Genomic DNA, 21,078 nt, shown 5'->3' with positions numbered 1-21,078 from the left:
CGGGGGTAGCGAGTGCCGGGGCACATAACATCAGGGTACCGACAACTTGACCGTATTTTACCACGAAGGCGACCTGCCGGCTGGCCTGGACCTGGGCAAGAGCGTCGCCATCGATTCCGAAACCATGGGGCTGCGCTTCGGCCGTGACGACCTGTGTGTCGTTCAGCTCTCCGCCGGCGACGGTCATGCCCACGTCGTGCGCCTGAACCGTCCCGCCTATGACTGCCCCAACCTGAAGGCTTTGCTGGTCGACCCGTCGGTGCTGAAACTGTTCCACTACGGCCGCTTCGACATCGGCATGTTTGCCCTGCACCTGGGTGTCTCGACCACGCCGGTCTACTGCACCAAGATCGCTTCGAAACTGGCGCGTACCTATACCGATCGCCACGGCCTGAAGGACCTGTCGCGTGAACTTCTGGGCGTCGACATGTCCAAGGCGCAGCAAAGCTCGGACTGGGGCGCGGCGAACCTGACGCCGGAACAACTGGCCTATGCGGCTTCCGATGTGCTGCACCTGCACGCCCTGAAGGACAGGCTGGACGCCATGCTGGCGCGCGAAGGCCGTGCCGAACTGGCCCAGGCCTGCTTCGACTTTTTGCCGCAGCGCGTCAAACTGGATTTGGCAGGTTGGGAAGATTGCGATATCTTCGCCCACAGCTGGATCTGAACCAGTTTGGAAAACCTTAAATGGATCTGACGGACCTCCCCGAACGGCACGCGCAGGACGCGGCCACCGAGGTTGATGAACGCAACCAGCGCCTGGGCAAGCAGGTCGCCGCGGTGCGCCGCCGGTCGCGCCTGATCCAAAGCCTGCGGACCTTCCTGCCCGGAGCGATCATCGGACTGGTGGTGCTCAATTTCGGCTGGATCATCGTGACCAGCATACTGAATTCGATGAACGTCTACGGCGGCAATTCCAACGAAATCCGCATGACCAATCCGCGCTACCACGGCCAGACCGGCAAGGGCGAGCACTACACGATCAGTGGGCTGGAGGCCGTGCGCCGGGGCAAGGACGCCACCACAGTTAGCCTGAAGTCGCCGGTGATGGAGTTCAAGGGCGATGAGGATGGCACGACGCGCCTGGCCGCGGTGAACGGTGTCTTCGATCAGGATACCCGAAAATTCACCATGACCGGCAATGTTGTGCTGATCACCGGCGGCGCCGACTTCACCTTCAAGACCGAAGAAGCCATTGTCGATCTGAACAATTCGACCATCTATGGCGACAAACACGTTGAAGGAAGCAGCTCGGTCGGTCATATAGTGGGCGAATCCTTTGTAATTTCCGACAATGGCAATTCGGTGCGTTTCAACGGCCGCGGTGAATCCCAGGTCAAGGCAGAGATGAAGTAGAGGGTGAACGGGATGACGACGAAAACTTTCCTGGCGGCTGTCTTCGCCGTCGGCTTGGGTTCCCTGGCCCTGACGGGCTCCGTCGGCGCCCAGGTGGCGCAGGAAGGCGGACCGGTCATGGTCGGCGGCGACAGCTGGCATGCTGACGAAAATGCCCTGACCCAGGTTTGGGACGGCCGGGTCGAGGTCGTCCAGGCCAATTCCCGCCTGCGCGCCGATCACGTTGTCATCAGCCACGCGCCAGGCGGCGAGGGCGAGAACAAGGGCTGGGGCGAGGTCATCAAGATCGAAGCTACCGGCAATGTCTATTACGTCACGCCGGAAAACACGGTGAAGGGCAACACCGCTGTCTACACCAAGTCGAGCGACACCATGGTCATTTCGGGCGACGTCGTGCTCAAGCAGGGCAAGAACGTCATGACCGGCACCCGTCTGGTCGCCGAGGTTGGCGCCGGCGTCACCACCATGGACGCAGCGCCCGGTTCGACCAATAATGGCCGTGTCCGCGCCGTCCTGTTCCCCGACGAAAAGCAGGCCAACCAGGCCGCCGGTAACTGATCTCATGAGCGTAGACGAAGACGTCATCACCACCGCGCCGAAACCGGCCGCGACCGACGGTATCGTCGTCGAAGGCATCGGCAAGTCCTATAAGGACCGCGCCGTCGTCAAGAGCGTGTCGCTGCAACTGGGCCGCGGCGAAGTGGTGGGACTGCTGGGGCCAAATGGCGCCGGCAAGACGACCTGTTTCTACATGATCACCGGCCTGATTGAGGCCGATTACGGCACCATCCTGCTGGATGGCCAGGACATTACCCGCCAGCCGATGTATCAGCGCGCCCGCATGGGTATCGGCTATCTGCCCCAGGAAGCCTCGATCTTCCGCGGCATGTCGGTGGAGCAGAACCTGCTGGCTGTGCTGGAACTGAACGAGAAGAACCCGGCCAAGATCCAGGAGGACGCGACCAAGCTCCTCGAGGACCTGCGCATCACCCATATCCGCCACTCGCCGGCGACGGCCTTGTCGGGCGGTGAGCGCCGCCGTGTGGAAATCGCCCGCGCCCTGGCCGGCAAGCCGTCCTTTATCCTGCTGGACGAACCGTTTGCCGGTATCGACCCGCTGGCCATTTCGGACATCCGCGAGGTCATCATCTATCTGAAGAGCCGCGGCATCGGCATCCTGATCACCGACCACAATGTCCGGGAGACTCTGGAGATCGTGGACCGGGCGTCGATCATCCACTCGGGCGAAGTGCTGTTCGAAGGCACGGCGCAGCAGATCACCCACGATCCGGAAGTGAAGCGCGTCTATCTGGGCGAGTCGTTCAACTAGGTGATGTCCGGTTGAAATGAGGAGGCTGGGAATTTCGTTCGCAGCACCTCCGGCGCGAAGCGCCTTTCTATCCTTGACGCCACCCATAGGTTCTCGTTGTCCGGAATTCCGTGTTTTCAGTGTGCCGCGCAGCGGCCTCCGTGTATTCCGTGTTCCCACTTCTTTGCCTCAGAATACTCTCAGCCAGCCAGCTTACCTCAGATATTTAAGAGGAACACGGAAAACACTGAAGCGCCGCCGTTGGCGGCGTACACGGAAGTCACGGAATTCTGGATAGTGGAACGCAAGTGCGCAACCGGAATAGTCAAATCACTAAGGGCGCTTCGCGCGGAGATGCCGTCACCGTAATTCCATGCTCTTCACAATTTATCCACAGGGCATTTTTTGCCGTGTTAACCTTTTCCAAGCAGTTGCTCCCGCAATCTGATCGCCGGTGTATCACGTGCCCTCAGACGGGCCGGCCGCGGTAAAAATTATCCGTGGCTACGAAATAGTGACGATTTTCGCGCAGTATGTCGCGCAATTCGGATGCAGGCACAAACGGCATGGCGCTCGGTCAAAGACTGGAACTCAAACAAGGGCAGGGGCTCGTTATCACGCCCCAGCTGCAGCAGGCCATCAAGCTGCTGCAGCTGTCCAATCTTGAGCTCGAGGCCGTCATCGAGCAGGAGCTGGAACGCAATCCGCTGCTGCAGCGCGACGATTCCGATCCGGTCAGCGAGTCAGACTCCGACGCCCCCGCCGAAAGCCGTGAGGAACGCGGTGAACTGACCCTCGGCGACTCCGACACCGCTGCCGCCAATAACGACATGGACGTCTCCCGCGCCGATACCTATGGCGACGACGAACCGGTCGTGCGTGAAAAGGAAAGCGCCATGGCGGCCGACTCAGACGGCCCGATGGTCGACTGGAGCAAGGCCGGCAAGGGTGGCAGCGGTTTCGATGGCGACGAGGACGGCCTGGAACGGTCGCTGACACGCGAGAAGTCCCTGGCCGAACATCTGACCGACCAGGCTCTGATCGCCCATTTCAGCGCCCCGGAAATGGCCATCGCCCAGATCCTGATCGATGCCGTCGACGACGCCGGTTATATGCGCGCCTCGCTGTATGAAATCGCCGACCGCCTAGGCTGCAGCTTGGCCCTGGTCGAAAGCGTGCTGAAAACCTGCCAGGGCTTCGAACCGACCGGCATCATGGCGACCTCGGTGCCGGAATGCCTGAAGCTGCAATTGATCGAACGCAACCGTTTCGACCCGGCCATGGCGGCCCTGATCGACAATCTCGAACTATTGGCCAAACGCGACCTCAGCGCCCTGCGCAAGGTGTGCGGCGTCGACGACGAAGACATGGCCGAGATGATTTCAGAGCTGAAGTCGTTGAACCCGCGTCCGGGCGCCCAGTTCGGCGCCGAAATGTCCCAGACCGTGGTGCCCGACGTCTTCGTCCGCCCCGACCCGTCGGGCGGCTGGCGCATCGACCTGAACTCCGACACCCTGCCGCGCGTCCTGGTCGACCAGAAATACCACGCCAAGGTGGCCACTGGCGCCCGCTCGGAAGCCGAGAAATCCTACCTGTCGGAATGCCTGAACCAGGCCAACTGGCTGATCAAGAGCCTGGACCAGCGCGCCCGCACCATCCTGAAGGTGTCGGCGGAAATCGTCCGCCAGCAGGACGCCTTCTTTGTCTATGGCGTCGAATACCTCAAGCCGCTGAACCTGAAGACGGTGGCCGAAGCCGTCGGCATGCACGAATCGACAATTTCGCGTGTCACCTCGAACAAATATATCGCCACGCCGCGCGGTGTCTTCGAGCTGAAATTCTTCTTTACGTCGTCGATCGCTTCGTCCGACGGGACGGCGGCGCACTCGGCCGAATCCGTCCGTCACAAGATCAAAACCCTGATCGATGCGGAGAAGAGTTCGGGTGAAATCCTCAGCGATGACCGCATCGTAGAACTGCTCAAAGAGGCCGGAGTCGACATCGCCCGGCGCACGGTCGCCAAGTATCGTGAGGCTCTGCGCATCCCTTCGTCCGTAGAACGTAAACGTTTGATTAAATAAGGCAATTTGCGGGCAATCTCTACACGGATAAGTGACTTTTCACCCCGTCAGAAGAGCGTAGAGTTTTCCTTGGGCCCCGTGGGTTCAACCGGCGTCCGTTATGCAGCGGACACCAGGGTTCTTGTTTTTTAAGAACGGAGCGACATATCGCTATGCATATTCAAGTCAGCGGAAAACAGTGCGAAGTCGGTGACGCCCTGCGTCAGCGGATCGAAACGGAATTGGCACAGGGGATCGAAAAGTTCTTCGATCGCGGCGGCGCGGCCGACGTGACCCTTTCCAAGCAGGGTCACATGTTCAGGGCGGACTGCGTCGTCCGACTGGCCTCGGGACAGACCCTTGTCTCCCACGCCTTTGGCGGGGACGCGCACTCGGCCTTCAACGGTACGCTCGACAATATCGAAAAGCGCGTCCGCCGCTATAAGGGCAAGCTGAAGCAGCACCATTTCGGCACGCCGCAAAAGGAAGAAACCGCCAATGTCACCGTGCTTCGCGCGGCCGACCTGAACGGCGAAGACGTTGACGGCGGCGACCTGGACGACGGCATGGATCATGCCTCGCCACCGCATTCGATGATCATTGCCGAAACCGAGACGGCGCTGCGCACCATGACCGTTTCGGCGGCGGTGGAAGAGCTTGAACTCAGCAACTATCCGGCCATGATGTTCCGCAATGCCGCCCATGGCGGCCTGTCGATGATCTACCGTCGTCCGGACGGAAATATCGGCTGGGTTGACCCTGAACGCACCAGTTTGCGCAAGGCATCCTGACTTACCAATCACCACCGTAGAGGGGCGGGTTGACGGGCAGAGCTTGTCCCTCTATGTGATCGCGCGATCGTGCCGGTCGTTACGACCGGCACCCGCCCACGGATGTCTTATGTACCTCAACACCCTGCTCGACAGACGCGCCATCCTGGGCACTGTCAGCGTCAATTCCAAGCGTCAGGCGCTGCAGTTGGTTTCCGACGTGGCATCGCGGCTGTTGGAACAGGATGCTTCCGTGGTTCAGCACGCCTTGCTGGAGCGCGAGAAGCAGGGTTCGACGGGCGTAGGCCTGGGTGTGGCTGTGCCGCACGCCGCCCTGCCCGGGCTTGGCCGTATGCACGGCGTGTTTGTGCGCCTGGAAACGCCGGTCGCCTATGACGCTATCGACGACCTGCCGGTGGATCTGATCTTTGCGCTTTTGGCCCCGGAAAACGCCGGCACCGAGCACCTGCGTGCCCTGGCTAAGGTGTCACGCCTGCTGCGTCAGAGGGAACTGCGTGAGCAACTGCGCCGGGTCGAAAGCGCCGACGCAATCTATGCCCTCTTAACAGGCTACGCGGACTCAAACGCCGCATAGGCCTTTGCGGCTGAACCTCGGCAAGAAGGTGGTCCACAGATAAGCCAGATAAGCCAGATGAACAGCGCTTACCCGGAATCCGCGCAGCGGCATTTCTTAATGTTTTAAGGCCGCTACGCGGCGTCAGAACTTACTGCCGGCAATGTTCCGGACGCCATCCATCTGGCTTATCTGGCTTATCTGTGGACCACCTTCTTGCGGAGATTCAGTCGCGATTCACCTCGAAACCCTGGCGACAACGGTCACGCCACCTGAATCGGTATCCGCCGCACATCTTCGCTGGCGGGCGGCTTGGTCAGGTCGATATGCAGCAGGCCATAGGCCAGGGTCGCCTTGGCCACTTCCCAGCCTTCGCCCAGCACAAAAGCCCGGTTGAAGTTGCGCAATCCAATGCCACGATGCAGGAACTCCCGCGGCGTCTCTTCGCCGCGTTCCTTGCTGGCTATGACGGTCAGGTGAGCGCCCTTGACCTCGACGGCCAGCTGATCGGCGGTAAAGCCCGCGACCGCAATCGAAATGCGGATTTCCGCCGGCCCTAGCGCTTCGACATTGTAGGGCGGGTAGTTGTCGTGACCGCGGCCGACGCGCTCAATCAACGCGCGCATATCATCGAAGCCGAGCAGGAAGGGGCTGTCGAAAACTACGGTGCGCGTCATGTCGGAAATATGGGCGGCAGACGGCTCTACGTCTAGGCCTGGCCTTCGAGAAAATCGCAGACTGCGGCGAAGGCCTGGGGTTCGGTCAGTTGCGGCGCATGGCCGACATAGTCGATATCGACGCGGATAAAGTTGCGGCTTCGCGCCGCCATGGTCTTGACCTCATCGGGGCCCAGCACATCCGACAGGGCGCCACGCACCAACAGAATGCGCCGGTCCTGGGCCAGGCTGGCATAGCACGGATCGAGATCGTGGTTGGCCGAGGCGACCGTCAGGCTGCGGAAGGTTTCGGTGATGCGCGGATCATAGGCCAGGCGCAGCAGGCCGTCCTTGTTCTTGATAAAGGCGCGCCGCGCCAGTTTCAGCCATTCCGCCTGGGTATAGTTGGGGAAGATCAGCTTGTTCTGTTCGGCGACGAAGACCGAGGCGTCGTGCCAGTTGCGGAAGGCGACGGGCTTCATTGCGGCATAGGTGTTCAGCCGCGCCAGGCCCTTGGGTGACAGAACCGGACCGACATCGTTGAGTACGGCCGACACCACCAGGTTGGGCCGCAAGGTTGACAGCACCATGGTGACCAGTCCGCCCATCGACGAGCCGACGAAGATGGCCCGGCCGATGCCCAGCGCATCGCACAGGCTCAGCACATCCTTGGCGTAGGTCCACAGGTGATAGTTGGCCGGATTGGCGTCATACTCGGACAGGCCGCGGCCGCGCAGGTCGGGCACGATGACGCGGCGGTCGAGGCGCGAAATATAGGGCGCGACCTCTTCAAAGTCGGCGGAATTGCGCGTTACGCCATGCAGGCAGATGACAGGCAAACGCACCCGGCCGGCGGAAGCGGCATAGTCGCGGGCATACAGGCGCAGGCCATCCTCGGTAAACCACCACCGGTCGGCATAGGCAGGCGCTTTCCGCGTTATGGCGGTGCGATCGGCCTGATCCGTATCCACGGCCTCGTGACTGAAACTGGCCGGCTGCTGCATGGTATCCTTGAGACGTATCAAGCGAGTGCCTTGAAAACGTGGCGCGAAACCGGGAAATTAACCCTGTTCGCTGATTCCTCTACAACAAATCGTCCGCTTTGGGAAAAAAATTGCACCTGCGAACAGGGTGGCGGGTTTTGTCGCCGGCTTAAGGCAGGCGGCCGTCCGGCATCAGGTCGTAAAGCAGCGGCCGCGCCCTTTGCGACAGGTGCAGGACGTCGCAGAACCAGTCACGGATGGGACGGCCGGCATCATCGTGTACGAGGTCGAACAGCGACAGGAACGGCATGTTCCGCTGGCGGCAAAAGTCTTCCATGCGCTGGTTGAAGCGTCGGATGGCGAAGTGTCGCTGTTCGAACGTGCCATGAATCGGATTGTTCGGATCCAGGGTTTCTTCATGCCATGTGGCAAGCGGCGGGGCCCATACGCCGACGCGATAACCGAAAGCCGCGATGCGATCGAGGAAGATGCCGTACTGTTCGGTGACCTGATCGACAATCTCGGGGATTGGCCGGCCTTGTGCCTCAGCCTGGCGGCAGACGTGATAGCGGCAGTCGATCTCACCGAACGAAAACAGGATTTCGGCGCCTTTGGGAATGTCGCCATCCCTCAGCAGGCCTTCAATCTTTTCTTTCGAGGCGTTTTTGGAATTGGCGCTGTTCAGGTTGAAGGCAAGGCCTGGCCCCAGATGCAGGCCGGTGAACCGCGCGCTGTAGCCTTCGAAGGCGATGGCGTGCTTGCCGGCGGGCCAGTCATAAATGCCTTCGTCACGACCGGCCAGGAAGCGGACATGACTGTCACCAACCGCGTAAATCTTGTCGGTATAGCCACCGGGGCCGGTACCTTCTGAGACCTTGATGCCGTCGACGATCAGGGAAGAAAACTTCAGGTCCGGATCGGCGGCGCGGCTGTCGGTTCGCGATGACCGCCGGGTCTGTCCGTAAAGGTCGAAATGCGCCGGGAAGGCATGCTGGTGCCGTGCGTCATCACAGAACTCAACCGGCGCCGGCGCCAGGTTGACCGACTGCAGCAGGTCGATCAGGCTGGACACGGTGAACTTCTGCTTCGGATTGAAGTGCTGAGCCCAGTCGAGATACGCCCCGGACGGGTGGTTCCAGTCGGTTTCGACAATGCGGAAGCGCCCACCCGGCTTGAGCGCTCGCGCAGCCGCCAGCAGAATATCGCGCGCCTCGTGATCGCTGACGTAAGACAGGATGCGATCACCAATGAGGGTCGCCACCTGCCCGGCCTTCAGATACCAGTGGTGGCGTGGCGGCAGGTCGCCGCCGGACACAAAGCCCGGTTGGCCGTCGCCCAGGTCCCAGCGGATTTCTCCCCCCTCTGCTACGGTCATACCCTTGAAATCAGCCGGTGCATGGGCCGGCGGGCGGCGCCGGGGACGCGGTTCAGCTTCATCAGGCTTTCCGGCTCACCCCACAAATCGTAGGCATCGGCGCGGGTGACCCGGGCCTTGGCGAAGTCGCCAGCCTTCAGTCCGGTAAAGCCCTTCAGGAAGATATGGCCGTCGATTTCCGGCGCGTCGCCACGGGTCCGCGCCACGGCGACTCCGTCGGCGCGGATATCATCGACCAGGACGTCCTCGATGCGGCCGACCTTGGCGGCCAGCTTCTGGGCCGAGATGCGCGACGCCACGGCCATGAAGCGCGCCAGGCGCTCCTGCTTGACCTCTTCCGGCACGTGATCGGGCAGCAGCTTGGCCGGTGCGCCTTCGACGTTTTCATAGGCAAAGGCGCCGACTCGGTCGATCTGGGCGGCTTCCATCCAGTCGAGCAGCAGGTTGAAATCGGCTTCGGTTTCGCCGGGGAAGCCGACCACGAAGGTCGAACGCAGGGTCAGGTCCGGGCAGATTTCACGCCAGGATTCGATGCGTTGCAGGGTCTTGTCCTGATTGCCCGGACGCTTCATGGCCTTGAGGATCTTCGGACTGGCATGCTGGAACGGTATGTCCAGGTAGGGCAGGATCTTGCCCTCGGCCATTAACGGCAAGACACCGCTGACGTGGGGATAGGGATAGACATAGTGCATCCGTACCCAGATGCCGAGCTCGCCCAGGCCGCGCGACAGGTCTTCGAACGAGGCGGCCCAGTTCTGGCCGCGCCATTCCGACTGGGCGTAGCGGATATCGAGGCCGTAGGCGGAGGTGTCCTGGCTAACGACCAGCAGTTCCTTGACGCCGGCCTTGGCCAGGGTCTCGGCTTCGCGCAGGACTTCGGCGACGGGACGCGAGGCCAGGTCGCCGCGCAAGGTCGGAATGATACAGAAGGAACAGCGGTGGTCGCAGCCTTCGGAGATTTTCAGATAGGCGTAGTGTTTCGGCGTCAGGCGCACGCCTTCGTCGGGGACCAGCGACTTGAACGGATCGGGCCTGGGCGGGACGATATTATGGACGGCGTCGAGGACCGCATCGTACTGGTGCGCGCCGGTGACGGCGGCGACATTGGGGAAGCGGGCGCGGATCATGTCTTCTTCGCCACCCATGCAGCCGGTGACGATGACCTTACCGTTTTCGGCCAAGGCTTCGCCGATGGCGTTGAGGCTTTCTTCCTTGGCGGAATCCAGGAAGCCGCAGGTGTTGACGACGATGACGTCGGCGCCGGCATAGGAGGCGGAGGTGTCATAGCCTTCGCCCTTGAGGCGGGTCAGGATCCGTTCGGAATCGACCAGGGCCTTGGGGCAGCCCAGGGAGACGAAGCCCACCTTTGGGGCTTCGGACGTTTGGGGCACGGCGGTGGCTACAGGTTCACGCATAAATAAAAAAACTTGAATTGGGGGGGAGATCGCGATTTAAGCCGTCCTACTCGAAATTCAAGCCGGTTGGAAGCCCCGGCCCCGCCCTCAAGGACATTGCTATGCTGATCTTCGCCGATACCGCCGACACGAAACTCCTGGCCGAACTGGTCGAAACCGGTCTGATCGACGGCTGCACGACCAATCCGACTCTGATCGCCAAGTCGGGCCGCAACATGTTCGAAGTCATTAAAGAGATCTGCGACCTGGTCGACGGTCCGGTCTCGGCCGAGGTCGCCGCGGTGGACGCGCCGACCATGATCAAGGAAGGCGAGAAGCTGGCCAAGATCTCGACGAATGTCGTGATCAAGGTGCCGCTGACCCTGGAAGGTCTTAAGGCGACCAAGGAGTTTTCCTCGCAAGGCCTGATGACCAATGTGACCCTGTGTTTCTCGGTGAACCAGGCTTTGCTGGCCGCCAAGGCCGGCGCGACCTTCGTGTCGCCGTTCGTCGGCCGCCTGGACGACCAGGGCGCGGACGGGATGCAGCTGATCCACGACATCCGCACGGTGTACGACAACTACGATTTCGACACGGACATCCTGGCGGCATCTTTGCGGACCCCGGCCCATGTGCAGCAGGCGGCTCTGGCGGGGGCGGACTGTGCGACCCTGCCGGCGCAGACCTTCAAGGATATGTTCAAGCATCCGCTGACGGATAAGGGTCTGGAGACCTTCCTGGCGGATTGGGCGAAGACCGGCCAGTCGATCCTGTAAAATCATGGGGTGTGGGGGTGAGAAGCGAAGGTTTGCCGCATGGCAAACCTTATGAAAATCGACCCGGTGGGTCGATTTCCGCGCCGAACGCCCAGAGCCATGCGGCGGGCGACCCCACAAAACCTTCTTTTCACTAAAAAAGCCTTCGCCCCCTTTGAGGGCGAGGGCTTTTTTAGTGAAGGGAAAGATTGGGGCCGCAGGCCCCAAACCCCATAACTTTACAGAAGCGGCGGACAGGCCTACGCTCCACTCACCGGGGAGCGGCTTATGACCGATATACAAAAACGTCTCGACTTCATCGACCTGCTGCGCGGGTTGGTCATCTGCCTGATGGTCCTGGACCACACGCGTGACTTCGTCCACTACGGCGCCCTGGGCGCCGATCCGCTGGACCTGAAAAGCGGCGGACCCGTCCTCTACATGACCCGGTGGATCACCCACCTGTGCGCCCCGACCTTTGTGTTCCTGTCGGGCCTGTCGATCTTCCTGCAGAAACAGAACGGCAAGACCGGCTGGCCGCTGAGCCGCTTCCTGCTGACGCGCGGCCTGTGGCTGGTCTTCCTGGAACTGACAGTCGTTAATTTCGGCTTCGACCTGAAACCCGGCATCTTCCTCCAGGTCATCTGGGCCATCGGCGTCAGCATGATCTTCATGGCCGCCCTGGTGCACCTGCCGCGCCTGGCCGTCCTCGCTGTCGGCGCTATCATTGTCGGCGGCCATGTCCTGCTGGCGCCGATCGACGCGCCGAATCTTCCCGCCGCGCTCCAGCTACCCTGGAGCCTGCTCATGGAGCCGGCCTTCAACCTGCCGCTCGGTGGATTCAATGTCTATCCGGCAATTCCCTGGCTGGGCATCATGTGCCTGGGCTACGGCGTGGCGCCTGTGATCACCGATCCCGGCCCCAACCGCAGCCGTAACATCGCCCTTATGGCCGTCGCATCGATTGCCCTGTTCCTCTGCCTGCGTATCCCGAACCTGTACGGCAACCCAGTCCCGTGGACCATGCCGGCCAACCCTTCGGAAGCGCCGTTCGCCGTTCTCAATGTCTTCAAATACCCGCCGTCACTGCACTATGCGCTGATCACCCTGGGCATTGCCATGCTGCTGATGCTGGCCTTGCCGAAACTGCCGGCCCTGGCGCAAAAGCCCCTGCTGGCTTTCGGGCGCACGCCGATGCTGACCTATCTGCTGCACATCTATGTCGCGCACGGTTTGGCGGTCCTGATCGGACTGATCCAGGGCGTACCGATCGGAGCCTTCTGGGGCCATATGAGCGATCCGTCACGAACCCTGGCGGCTCATGCCGGGGTGCCGCTGTGGGCAACCTACCTGGTGTGGCTGGCGGTCCTGGTGATCCTGTATCCGATGTCCAGTGCCTGGGCGAAATACCGCGCGACGCACAAACACTGGTGGACGAGTTACCTCTGACCTAGTTGGTGCCTTCGTCGTACAGATAAAGCGTTACCGGGCACACAAACCCGTGCGCCCATGAGATGGCCTCGCTGACGGAAATGCCATCGCGGGCGTCATAGAGGATGTATTCACCATCCTCGGTTCCTACGTCCGCCTGGTCGGAGTCGGCGCAAGCATTGTCATGCCAGACAGCTTCGATAATCGCCTGAATACGTTTCCAGCGATAGGGCCGGGTGCGCTTGTCAATGATATTGGCGATCACGCCTTGATCGCGTCGGCAATCATATTGACCGCGGCCTTTACCTGTTTTTCGTCATCGCCTTCGGCCATGACCCGGATCAAGGGCTCAGTTCCCGAAGGCCGTACCAATACCCGGCCCGAACCCTTCAGCATCTCCTCGCCCTCACGGATGGCCTGCTTCACGGCTTCCGAATTCAAAGGCGAAACACCGGTAAACCGGACATTCTTCAAGATCTGCGGCACAGTCTCGAACTGCCGCCCCAGCTTCGACATCGGCTTGCCGCGTTCGACCAGAACCGCCAACACCTGCAAAGCCGCCATCAACCCATCGCCGGTTGTGGCATGGTCCGACAGGATCACATGGCCTGACTGCTCGCCGCCCAGGTTGAATCCGCCCTCGCGCATACGCTCCATGACGTAACGGTCGCCGACCTTTGTGCGCTCCAGCTTCAGACCCTTGCCCTCAAGGAACCGTTCCAGGCCCAGGTTCGACATGACCGTCGCGACCACGCCGCCGCCCTTCAACAGGCCCTTGTCGGCCAGATGCCCGGCGACGATGGCCATGATCTGGTCGCCGTCGACGACCTTGCCGTTTTCGTCGCAGATCACCACCCGGTCGGCGTCGCCGTCCAGGGCGATCCCCAAATCGGCGCGCATCTCTTTGACCTTGACGGCCATGGCATCCGTATGGGTCGAGCCGCACTTTTCGTTGATGTTCAGACCGTCCGGCGATACGCCGATACAGATGACCTCGGCGCCCAGCTCATACAGGGCCAGGGGCGCGACCTTGTAGGCGGCGCCGTGGGCGCAGTCGATGACGATGCGAAGGCCATTCAAGGTCAGGTTCCGCGGGAAGGACGCCTTAACGATTTCGATATAGCGCGCCTGGGCGTCGTCGAGACGCTGAACCCGGCCCAGCTTGTGCGGCTCGGCCACACCCTGCAGGATGTCGCCATCCATGCGGGCTTCGATTTCCAGCTCGACCTCGTCCGACAGCTTGTAACCGTCCGGGCCGAACAGTTTGATCCCGTTGTCCATGAAGGCATTATGCGACGCCGAGATCATCACGCCCAGATCTGCCCGCATCGACCGCGTCATCAACGCCACGCCCGGCGTCGGCAGCGGCCCGAACAGGCGCACGTCCATGCCGACGCTGGTGAAGCCTGCCACCAGGGCCGGCTCGATCATATAACCCGACAGGCGCGTATCCTTGCCGATGACGACCAGATGGCGGCGGTCGGCATTGGACATGAACATCTTGCCCGCAGCCATGCCGACGCGATAGGCGACTTCGGCAGTCATCGGAAAAGTGTTGGCGCGGCCGCGGATACCGTCGGTGCCGAAATACTTACGTGTGCTCATGAGATTGGTACTGTCGTCGGAAGGGGCAGGGAGACGCTCTTATAGTCGGAACTTTAGCCATCAAGCGTAAACTCTTTGTGCCCGAATGTTACCAACGCCAGGTTAATGGCTGATTTTGCTTAGGTTTTCACGGCATTGTGTAACTTTATGTCACGGCAGTTTACGTATTGTTTGAAACCGTTCTGATAAACAGCCGCAAGCGCCCCCAGTCGAAGGAACAGGACCACATGTGCGGCATCATCGGCATCATCGGCAACGAACCCGTCGCCCCGCGTTTGCTGGAGTCGCTGCGGCGGCTGGAATACCGCGGCTATGATTCCGCGGGCATCGCGGTCCAGACGGACAACGGCCCCGACCGCCGCCGCGCCGAAGGCAAGATTCGCAACCTGGAAGCCGTCATTGCCGCCGACCCGATCGAAGGCGTCACCGGTATCGGCCACACCCGGTGGGCCACCCACGGCGCGCCGGAAGTGCGCAACGCCCACCCCCATGTCGCGGGTAAGGTGACCCTGGTTCACAACGGCATCATCGAAAACTTCGCCGAGCTGAAGACCGAACTGCAGGCCAAGGGCCACGTCTTCACCTCGGACACCGATACCGAAGTCATCGCCCACCTTTTCGATGACACCCTGAAAACCCTGCCGATCCAGGAGGCCTTCAAGGCCGTGCTGGACCGGCTGCATGGCGCCTATGCCCTGGCCATCCTGATCGCCGGCGAAACCGAAACCTTGCTGGGCGCCCGCCGTGGTTCGCCGCTGGTCGTCGGTTGGGGCCATGACGAAATGTATCTCGGCTCCGACGCCCTGGCGGTCGGGCCATTTACGCAACGGGTCACCTATCTCGAAGAAGGTGACTGGGTCGTCCTGACACGTCACGGCGCCGAAATCTTCAATGCCCGCGGCCTTCTGGTCAACCGGCCGGTGACGGTGGTGTCGGCCTCGGCCGCCCTGGTCGAAAAGGGCTCGTTCCGCCACTTCATGGAAAAGGAAGTCCATGAACAGCCGGAATCCTGTCAACGCACGCTGTCGGCCTATCTCGATCCGGTCGCCTGTGCAGTGCGCGAGGATATCAAGGCCAATATCGACTTCAGCCAGATCGTCCGCCTACAGATCATCGCCTGTGGCACCGCCTATTATGCTGGTTCGATCGCGCGCTATGCCTTTGAAAAACTGGCCGGTTTACCGGTCGATGTCGAGGTCGCCTCGGAATTCCGCTACCGTACCCCGGCCATTACCCCGGGCACCTTGGCGGTCGCCGTGTCGCAATCGGGCGAAACCGCCGATACCTTGGCGGCTCTGCGCTGGTGCAAGGAGCAGGGGCTGAAGACGGCCGCCGTGGTCAATGTCCATTCGTCGACCATGGCCCGCGAAGCCGACCTGATGTGGCCGACCCATGCCGGTCCGGAAATCGGTGTGGCTTCGACCAAGGCCTTTACCGCCCAGCTTTCGGCGCTGCTCAGCCTGGCCGTCTGCGCCGCCCGTCAGCGCGGCAAGATCACGACGCACGAAGAAGCCCACCTGGTTCAGGTATTGCTCGGTGCGCCGGGGTTGATCGCCGAAGCCATGGCCATGGATGCCGAAATCACCCGCATGACCTACGACCTGTCGAAGGCGCGCGACGTCATCTATCTCGGCCGCGGCGACATGTATCCGCTGGCCCTGGAAGGCGCGCTGAAACTTAAGGAAATCAGCTATATCCATGCCGAAGGCTATGCCGCCGGCGAGCTGAAGCACGGACCGATCGCCCTGATCGACGAGAATACGCCGGTGGTGGTCATCGCCCCGGACGATGCCCTGTTCGAAAAGACGGCTTCGAACGTGCAGGAAGTCGCCGCGCGCGGCGGCCGGGTGATCATGATCACCAACGCGCCGCAAAAGGTCCCGGCCCTGTCAGGCGATGCGGCCAAGTCGTTGAAGGTGATCACCGCGCCGTCGTGCGACGCCTTTATTGCGCCGCTGGTTTATTCAGTGCCGATCCAGCTTCTGGCCTACCATACGGCGGTCCACAAAGGCACCGACGTCGACCAGCCGCGTAACCTCGCCAAGTCGGTAACGGTGGAGTAGATTCCAACTAGGGGGCAAACACGATGGTTTGGAGACGAAAATACTGGGATATTGTAGACCAGCTGTATTGGTCTCCCAAATATTTAGGACTCAAATCCATTCCAAAGAAAGACTGGACACGTTCAGAAGGAAGAATTTCCGTTCCGGCTGAATTGGTGGGTCAAACTTTGTACTCCCGAAAGGTGCAATCCGACCATAATGAGGCCTGGCTTCACACCCAGGAGGAAATCTTAAATCATTTCTTTGATCTTACGTTTGCAATTGCTCCAGATGATCTTGTTGAGCGGATTTTACTCAAACCATTCGAGTTCATCGACCTGGGTCACTTTGAATCACTTGGACGAGAAGTTCGTGATAGATACAATTGGGGATACAACGAAAATGTCACGCAACAAGATGGTCTATTTGTAAGCAACAAAACTGCTCTTGCGGTCGAACTTAAACTTGGTTCAAAAAGTTCGCGGTCGCAGATCATTAAGTACGCAGCCCTTCTAGCCTGGGAAGAAAGAACCAACGGCACCAAAGATCAATTGGGATTGCTGTATATCGTGCCTGAAAATGCCCGAATGGATCACTGGAAAAAGTGTGGTGTAGCAGATCCTGACAATATCCGTTTTTTGTTGGAAAACGTGGACTTCATATTGCCGCCGAAAATCTCTGCCTTCTTAGCAGAAGAACCCCAGCTAATCAGGAGCGTTTGTGACAGAATGAAGCTTGAGGTAATAACCTGGCATGATTTACGTTTCTCGTTAGAAACTTATCGGCAACAGCTGAACTTGCAACACCGAGGAGATCAGACCCTCGACAAACTGATTGCGGGCTTTCTCGATCAGCTGAGCAAACATCAGGAGACCGGTCTCAAGTCGTAGCAAGGCAGGGCAATCGTCACGACCAACACGTGTAGGGTTGGGTAAGAAGCTGCGAATTATAGTACCGGGGTGCCCCGGTGACCTCTTCACCCACCCATTCCGGCCGTTCAAACGCCTCGTCACGGCTGCCGAGTTCGATCTCGGCCATGACCAGGCCCTGATTGGCGCCTTCGAAGACATCGACCTCCCAAGTATGCCCGCCGATCGGCACCTTGAACCGCACCTTGGCCAGGGACTGGATACCCGGAAGCTGCAACATGGCTTCGGCATCGGCAACCGGGATCGGATATTCCCACTCCGCGCGTTCCAGCCCATCCTCCGAGCTCTTACCCTTGATGGTCAGGAAGGCCTTGTCGTCCATCACCCTGACCCGCACCGTGCAGTCCCGGTTCGTTGTCAGATAGCCCTGGACGATCCGGTGCTGGCTGGCCGCAAACGGCCGGAAGTCGCCGGTGACCAGGAATTTGCGTTCGATCTCGGTGCCCATGGTCCTATTTCGGATAGATCAGCATCTGGGTGCAGCGGAACAGGGCGACCGTCTTGCCGGTATCGCGATGCGTCACGGTCACGTCCCAGACCTGGGTGGTGCGGCCCATGTGCACCGCCTTACCCACGGCTTCCAGGGTTCCGTCACGCGCCGTGGCCAGATGATTGGACTTCAGCTCCACAGTCGTGAAGTTGACCGCGCCTTCCGGCAGGGAATGGATACAGCCATAACCCGCTGCCGTGTCGGCCAGGCTGACCACGGTGCCGGCATGGAGGTAGCCGTTGGGCGCCATGACCTGCGGCTGGATGGGCAGTTCGGCATGTAGTTCGCCGTGCGTTACATGGGTAATGCGAATTCCGAGGTGGCCGGGCAGGGTGCCCTGGCCCCAGGCATTGATCTCTTCGAGCGTTCTCATAATTTTTCCGATCGGCCTATGACGGGCGGACATCCATGCCGTTTTTTCCGGAAAATGTCATGAGAAGATTGTGCGTGAAGCGAAATTCATTTAAAATATTGCAATATAGAGAAAGTAATACTTTAGTATACTCAAAAGACTCTATAACGTGTTGATTTATATGTTATAAATTTTTGTCCTCGCGACCTGGTCAGGCCGGCGCTACCGTTTGCCATACCGACGTAATACCCTATAATTCAACGTATTTTCGATCTCCACCTCACGCGCACGCCCGCGCGCATGCATCTCGCATTCCTGGCATAACTTCCTTTGTGGCAAACGGTTGCAAAGTCTTCATTTGTGATTAACCAATAAAGATTACATGCTGAACTACGAGTATAGTTAGTGAGGCTTAACCATGACAAAACGTCATTTGCGTTCCGGGGCCCTGCTCGCCGCGACCGGAGCGCTTTTTTTATCGCCGATGGCAGCCCATGCCGACGGTGCCCGTGAGATCCAGGTAGCAGGACGTACCCTGACCTTCCTGGAAAACGGACCGGCCGGAAAGGTCGTCTTCGCCATCGTCTACGATGCTTCCAAGCCCGCCTCCGTCGCCGAGAAGGATGAGGTCATGGCCGCGCTGGGTTCCGGCATGGCCGCCGGTTCCGCCACCGTGGTCGGCAAACCGGTCGAAGCCGGCGCCGCCGCATCCGCCGGCGATGTCGCCGCCTTCTACATCACGCGGGGTGTCAACTTCTCTGCTGTCGGCGCCGTCGCCAAGAGCAAGAAGGCGCTGAGCATCAGCTCCGATATGGCCTGCGTCAAGGCCGGCGCCTGCGTCATGGGCGTGGCCGCCACGCCCAAGGTCGAAATCGTCGTCAACTCGGCCGCTGCCGCCGCCGTCGGCGCCAAGTTCAAGGCCGCCTTCAAAATGATGATCAAGGAAATTTAAGCGCCGCGCGCGCCGGAGTTCGTACCATGCGTAAATTCGCCCCCCTTCTTATGGCTGTCGCGGCCCTGCCGCTGATCGCCGCCGGCGCCGCCTCGGCGCAATCCATCGACTACGGTTCGCTGCAGGATCTGTTCGGCGAGCCCGTCACCACCTCTGCCACCGGCTCGCCGCAGCGTTCCACCGAAGTGCCGGTCGACATGACCATCATCTCGGCCGAGGATATCGAACGCTCGGGCGCCCATGACCTGCCGACCCTGCTGGGCCGCGTACCGGGCCTGGACGTGCTGAACTGGTCGACCTACGGCGCCGATGTCGGTGTCCGCGGTTATAACCAGGCCATGTCGCCGCGCCTGCTGGTGCTGGTCAACGGCCGTCAGGTCTATCTCGACCACTATGGCTACACCGCCTGGCAGACCATCCCCGTGCAACTGTCGGAAATCCGCCAGATCGAGGTCGTGAAGGGCCCCAACTCGGCCCTGTTCGGCTTCAACGCCGTGTCGGGCGTGGTCAACATCATCACTTACAACCCCAAATACGACACGGTCAGCGGCGGTTCGGTCTCGGGCGGTTCGCGTGGCCGTGCCGAAGCCTCCCTGGTCCAGTCCTTCCGCCTGTCGCCGAAGATCGCCGCCCGCCTTTCGGCCGGCGCGTCGAAAGCCGACGAGTGGGACAATTCGGTTGGCACCCCCAGCTACCGTCAGGAAGTCTCGCGTGCCAATGTCAATCTCGACACCGTCGTGTCCCTGACCGAAAAGACTGAGCTGCGCTTCGAAACCTCGTTCTCCAACACCCAGTCCAATGACGCGGTGTCCAACTACGACCTGTCTGAAACCAAGTACCGCACGGGATCGGTGAAGTTAAGCCTGACCTCGGACACGCCGGTCGGCCTGGTCACCGCCACCGCCTACCGCAACAGCCTGCATAGCAGCACCTACGTGGCCGGCCGCTTCCCGCTGGAAAACACCATTTCCGTGGTCAGCCTCCAGGACCTGTTCAAGACCGGCAAGCATACCTTCCGTCTCGGCGCTGAATTCCGCCAGAACGAAATGCCCACCACCCCGATCACCGGCGGAAAGGTCAGCTATACGGTCTTCGCGCCGTCGGCCATGTGGAACTGGGCCATTTCTGATAACCTGTCGACGGCCGTTGCCATCCGTTCGGACAATGTCAAGCTCAAGCGCGAAGGCAGCTTCCCGGCGGGCGTCCCCCTGGCCAGCAACGCCAACTGGGACCGCGACATCAGCGAGATCAGCTACAATGTCGGCGCCGTCTGGCGGGTGAGCGACAAGGACACGGTGCGTCTCATGACCGCCAAGGGCGTCCAGGCGCCGACACTGATCGAACTGGGCGGTTTCCAGCTGGTTCAGTACCCGATCGCCGTCATCGGCAATCCGACCATCGAACCCAGCATCGTCAAGAACAATGAGATCTCCTACGACCACAGCTTCACCAGCGTAAAGGTCGGCATCAAGCTGTTCACCCAGACCACGGACAATGTGAAGGGCCAGCCGTCGGCGACTGCCTTCTTCCAGTATCCCACTCTGACGACCCTGCCGGCCCTGAGCTGGCTGAACGTCGCCGATTCCGAAATGTCCGGCTTCGAACTGTCGGCTTCGGGCAAATATGCCAGCGGCTTCCACTGGAGCGCCGACTACACGGCCACTGATATCGAGGATGAAGCTTTCCCGGGCCGCAGCCTGGTCGACCTGCGCGCCGCCTTCGGCCGCATGTCGCCGGAAAGCCGCGCCAACCTGAACCTGGGTTGGTCCGGCGGTAAATGGACGGTCGATACCTTCTTCCATCACACGGACGATTTCGACAGCTTCCGCCCCCTGACTTACCAGGTAGTAACCATTCCGGCACACACTACGGTTGCAGCCAATGTCAACTACAGCATCACCGACAGCATGACCGTTTCGCTCAGCGGCCAGAACCTGGGCAATGCCAAGGTCCAGACCGCCGCCTATGAAGTCCCGTCCACCGTGTTCCTCCGCCTGACCAAGCGCTGGTAAGGCCACTGGCCGCTGGGATAGGCGTCCCGGCGG

The 21,078-nt window shown here is 60.7% G+C and carries 21 protein-coding genes; 13 read left to right on the top strand and 8 right to left on the bottom strand.

Translation table 11 applies throughout. From position 1 onward, the window contains the following. Positions 1–46 precede the first annotated feature (46 nt). The 7 genes from ABAC460_RS33160 (at position 47) to ptsN (ending at position 6,090) form a co-directional block, all read left to right on the top strand. On the top strand, positions 47–667 hold the full coding sequence (locus ABAC460_RS33160; protein WP_023452965.1) for a ribonuclease D: 621 nt from the start codon (positions 47–49) through the stop codon (positions 665–667). 20 nt (positions 668–687) lie between these two features. Beyond that, positions 688–1,356 carry an LPS export ABC transporter periplasmic protein LptC gene (lptC, locus tag ABAC460_RS33155; RefSeq protein WP_023452964.1) on the top strand — a complete coding sequence of 223 codons (669 nt, stop codon included), beginning with the start codon at positions 688–690 and terminating at the stop codon, positions 1,354–1,356. 12 nt (positions 1,357–1,368) lie between these two features. Then, positions 1,369–1,914, top strand: coding sequence for an LptA/OstA family protein (locus ABAC460_RS33150; RefSeq protein WP_023452963.1), 546 nt, complete (start codon positions 1,369–1,371; stop codon positions 1,912–1,914). Between the two features lie 4 nt (positions 1,915–1,918). After that, positions 1,919–2,686 carry an LPS export ABC transporter ATP-binding protein gene (gene lptB / locus ABAC460_RS33145; protein ID WP_023452962.1) on the top strand — a complete coding sequence of 256 codons (768 nt, stop codon included), beginning with the start codon at positions 1,919–1,921 and terminating at the stop codon, positions 2,684–2,686. A 545-nt stretch (positions 2,687–3,231) separates the two neighbouring features. After that, complete coding sequence (gene rpoN / locus ABAC460_RS33140; protein WP_031236633.1) at positions 3,232–4,746, top strand: RNA polymerase factor sigma-54; 1,515 nt, start codon at positions 3,232–3,234, stop codon at positions 4,744–4,746. A gap of 152 nt (positions 4,747–4,898) precedes the next feature. Further along, positions 4,899–5,516, top strand: coding sequence for a ribosome hibernation-promoting factor, HPF/YfiA family (hpf, locus tag ABAC460_RS33135; RefSeq protein WP_023452960.1), 618 nt, complete (start codon positions 4,899–4,901; stop codon positions 5,514–5,516). 109 nt (positions 5,517–5,625) lie between these two features. Beyond that, on the top strand, positions 5,626–6,090 hold the full coding sequence (gene ptsN / locus ABAC460_RS33130; RefSeq protein WP_023452959.1) for a PTS IIA-like nitrogen regulatory protein PtsN: 465 nt from the start codon (positions 5,626–5,628) through the stop codon (positions 6,088–6,090). Positions 6,091–6,332: 242 nt separating this feature from the next. On the opposite strand, the gene ABAC460_RS33125 is transcribed toward ptsN, so the two are convergent. The 4 genes from ABAC460_RS33125 to rimO all read right to left on the bottom strand — a co-directional run bounded on the left by ABAC460_RS33125 (position 6,333) and on the right by rimO (position 10,498). Next, entirely contained in the window at positions 6,333–6,746 is a 414-nt protein-coding gene (locus ABAC460_RS33125; RefSeq protein WP_023452958.1) for an Hsp20 family protein, read from the bottom strand. 32 nt (positions 6,747–6,778) lie between these two features. Next, the gene (locus ABAC460_RS33120; protein WP_235075786.1) at positions 6,779–7,750 is read right to left on the bottom strand and encodes an alpha/beta fold hydrolase; all 972 of its coding nucleotides are present in this window, start codon (positions 7,748–7,750) and stop codon (positions 6,779–6,781) included. Between the two features lie 127 nt (positions 7,751–7,877). Then, complete coding sequence (locus ABAC460_RS33115; RefSeq protein ID WP_023452956.1) at positions 7,878–9,083, bottom strand: SGNH/GDSL hydrolase family protein; 1,206 nt, start codon at positions 9,081–9,083, stop codon at positions 7,878–7,880. Continuing rightward, positions 9,080–10,498 carry a 30S ribosomal protein S12 methylthiotransferase RimO gene (rimO, locus tag ABAC460_RS33110; protein ID WP_052012734.1) on the bottom strand — a complete coding sequence of 473 codons (1,419 nt, stop codon included), beginning with the start codon at positions 10,496–10,498 and terminating at the stop codon, positions 9,080–9,082. Before rimO ends, ABAC460_RS33115 begins: the two co-directional genes overlap by 4 nt. A gap of 101 nt (positions 10,499–10,599) precedes the next feature. Here rimO and fsa point away from each other — a divergent pair, with 101 nt between their 5' ends. Further along, positions 10,600–11,253 carry a fructose-6-phosphate aldolase gene (fsa, locus tag ABAC460_RS33105; RefSeq protein WP_023452954.1) on the top strand — a complete coding sequence of 218 codons (654 nt, stop codon included), beginning with the start codon at positions 10,600–10,602 and terminating at the stop codon, positions 11,251–11,253. A gap of 267 nt (positions 11,254–11,520) precedes the next feature. Continuing rightward, entirely contained in the window at positions 11,521–12,681 is a 1,161-nt protein-coding gene (locus ABAC460_RS33100; protein ID WP_023452953.1) for a DUF1624 domain-containing protein, read from the top strand. 1 nt (position 12,682) lies between these two features. On the opposite strand, the gene ABAC460_RS33095 is transcribed toward ABAC460_RS33100, so the two are convergent. Next, a complete protein-coding gene (locus tag ABAC460_RS33095; RefSeq protein WP_023452952.1) occupies positions 12,683–12,928 on the bottom strand; it encodes a hypothetical protein in 246 nt (81 codons plus the stop codon). Beyond that, positions 12,925–14,268 carry a phosphoglucosamine mutase gene (gene glmM / locus ABAC460_RS33090; RefSeq protein WP_023452951.1) on the bottom strand — a complete coding sequence of 448 codons (1,344 nt, stop codon included), beginning with the start codon at positions 14,266–14,268 and terminating at the stop codon, positions 12,925–12,927. The genes ABAC460_RS33095 and glmM overlap by 4 nt, the downstream gene beginning before the upstream one ends. Before the next feature lie 227 nt (positions 14,269–14,495). Between glmM and glmS the strand changes: the two genes are divergently transcribed. After that, positions 14,496–16,331 (top strand): glutamine--fructose-6-phosphate transaminase (isomerizing), encoded by a 1,836-nt coding sequence (gene glmS, locus ABAC460_RS33085; protein ID WP_031236629.1) that lies wholly within the window; start codon positions 14,496–14,498, stop codon positions 16,329–16,331. A 23-nt stretch (positions 16,332–16,354) separates the two neighbouring features. Beyond that, on the top strand, positions 16,355–17,200 hold the full coding sequence (locus tag ABAC460_RS33080) for a hypothetical protein (RefSeq protein ID WP_155914610.1): 846 nt from the start codon (positions 16,355–16,357) through the stop codon (positions 17,198–17,200). A gap of 16 nt (positions 17,201–17,216) precedes the next feature. On the opposite strand, the gene ABAC460_RS33075 is transcribed toward ABAC460_RS33080, so the two are convergent. Further along, entirely contained in the window at positions 17,217–17,687 is a 471-nt protein-coding gene (locus tag ABAC460_RS33075; RefSeq protein ID WP_023452948.1) for a CYTH domain-containing protein, read from the bottom strand. Positions 17,688–17,691: 4 nt separating this feature from the next. Next, positions 17,692–18,102: a PaaI family thioesterase gene (locus ABAC460_RS33070; protein ID WP_023452947.1), complete on the bottom strand. Its 411-nt coding sequence runs from the start codon at positions 18,100–18,102 to the stop codon at positions 17,692–17,694. Positions 18,103–18,499: 397 nt separating this feature from the next. Here ABAC460_RS33070 and ABAC460_RS33065 point away from each other — a divergent pair, with 397 nt between their 5' ends. Beyond that, on the top strand, positions 18,500–19,033 hold the full coding sequence (locus tag ABAC460_RS33065) for a hypothetical protein (protein ID WP_031236628.1): 534 nt from the start codon (positions 18,500–18,502) through the stop codon (positions 19,031–19,033). Positions 19,034–19,059: 26 nt separating this feature from the next. Beyond that, the gene (locus ABAC460_RS33060; RefSeq protein WP_081716498.1) at positions 19,060–21,045 is read left to right on the top strand and encodes a TonB-dependent receptor plug domain-containing protein; all 1,986 of its coding nucleotides are present in this window, start codon (positions 19,060–19,062) and stop codon (positions 21,043–21,045) included. Positions 21,046–21,078 lie beyond the last annotated feature (33 nt).

The sequence above is a fragment of the Asticcacaulis sp. AC460 genome, from assembly GCF_000495795.1.
Lineage (GTDB): Bacteria > Pseudomonadota > Alphaproteobacteria > Caulobacterales > Caulobacteraceae > Asticcacaulis.
This window is presented reverse-complemented; position numbering and strand designations above follow the sequence as displayed.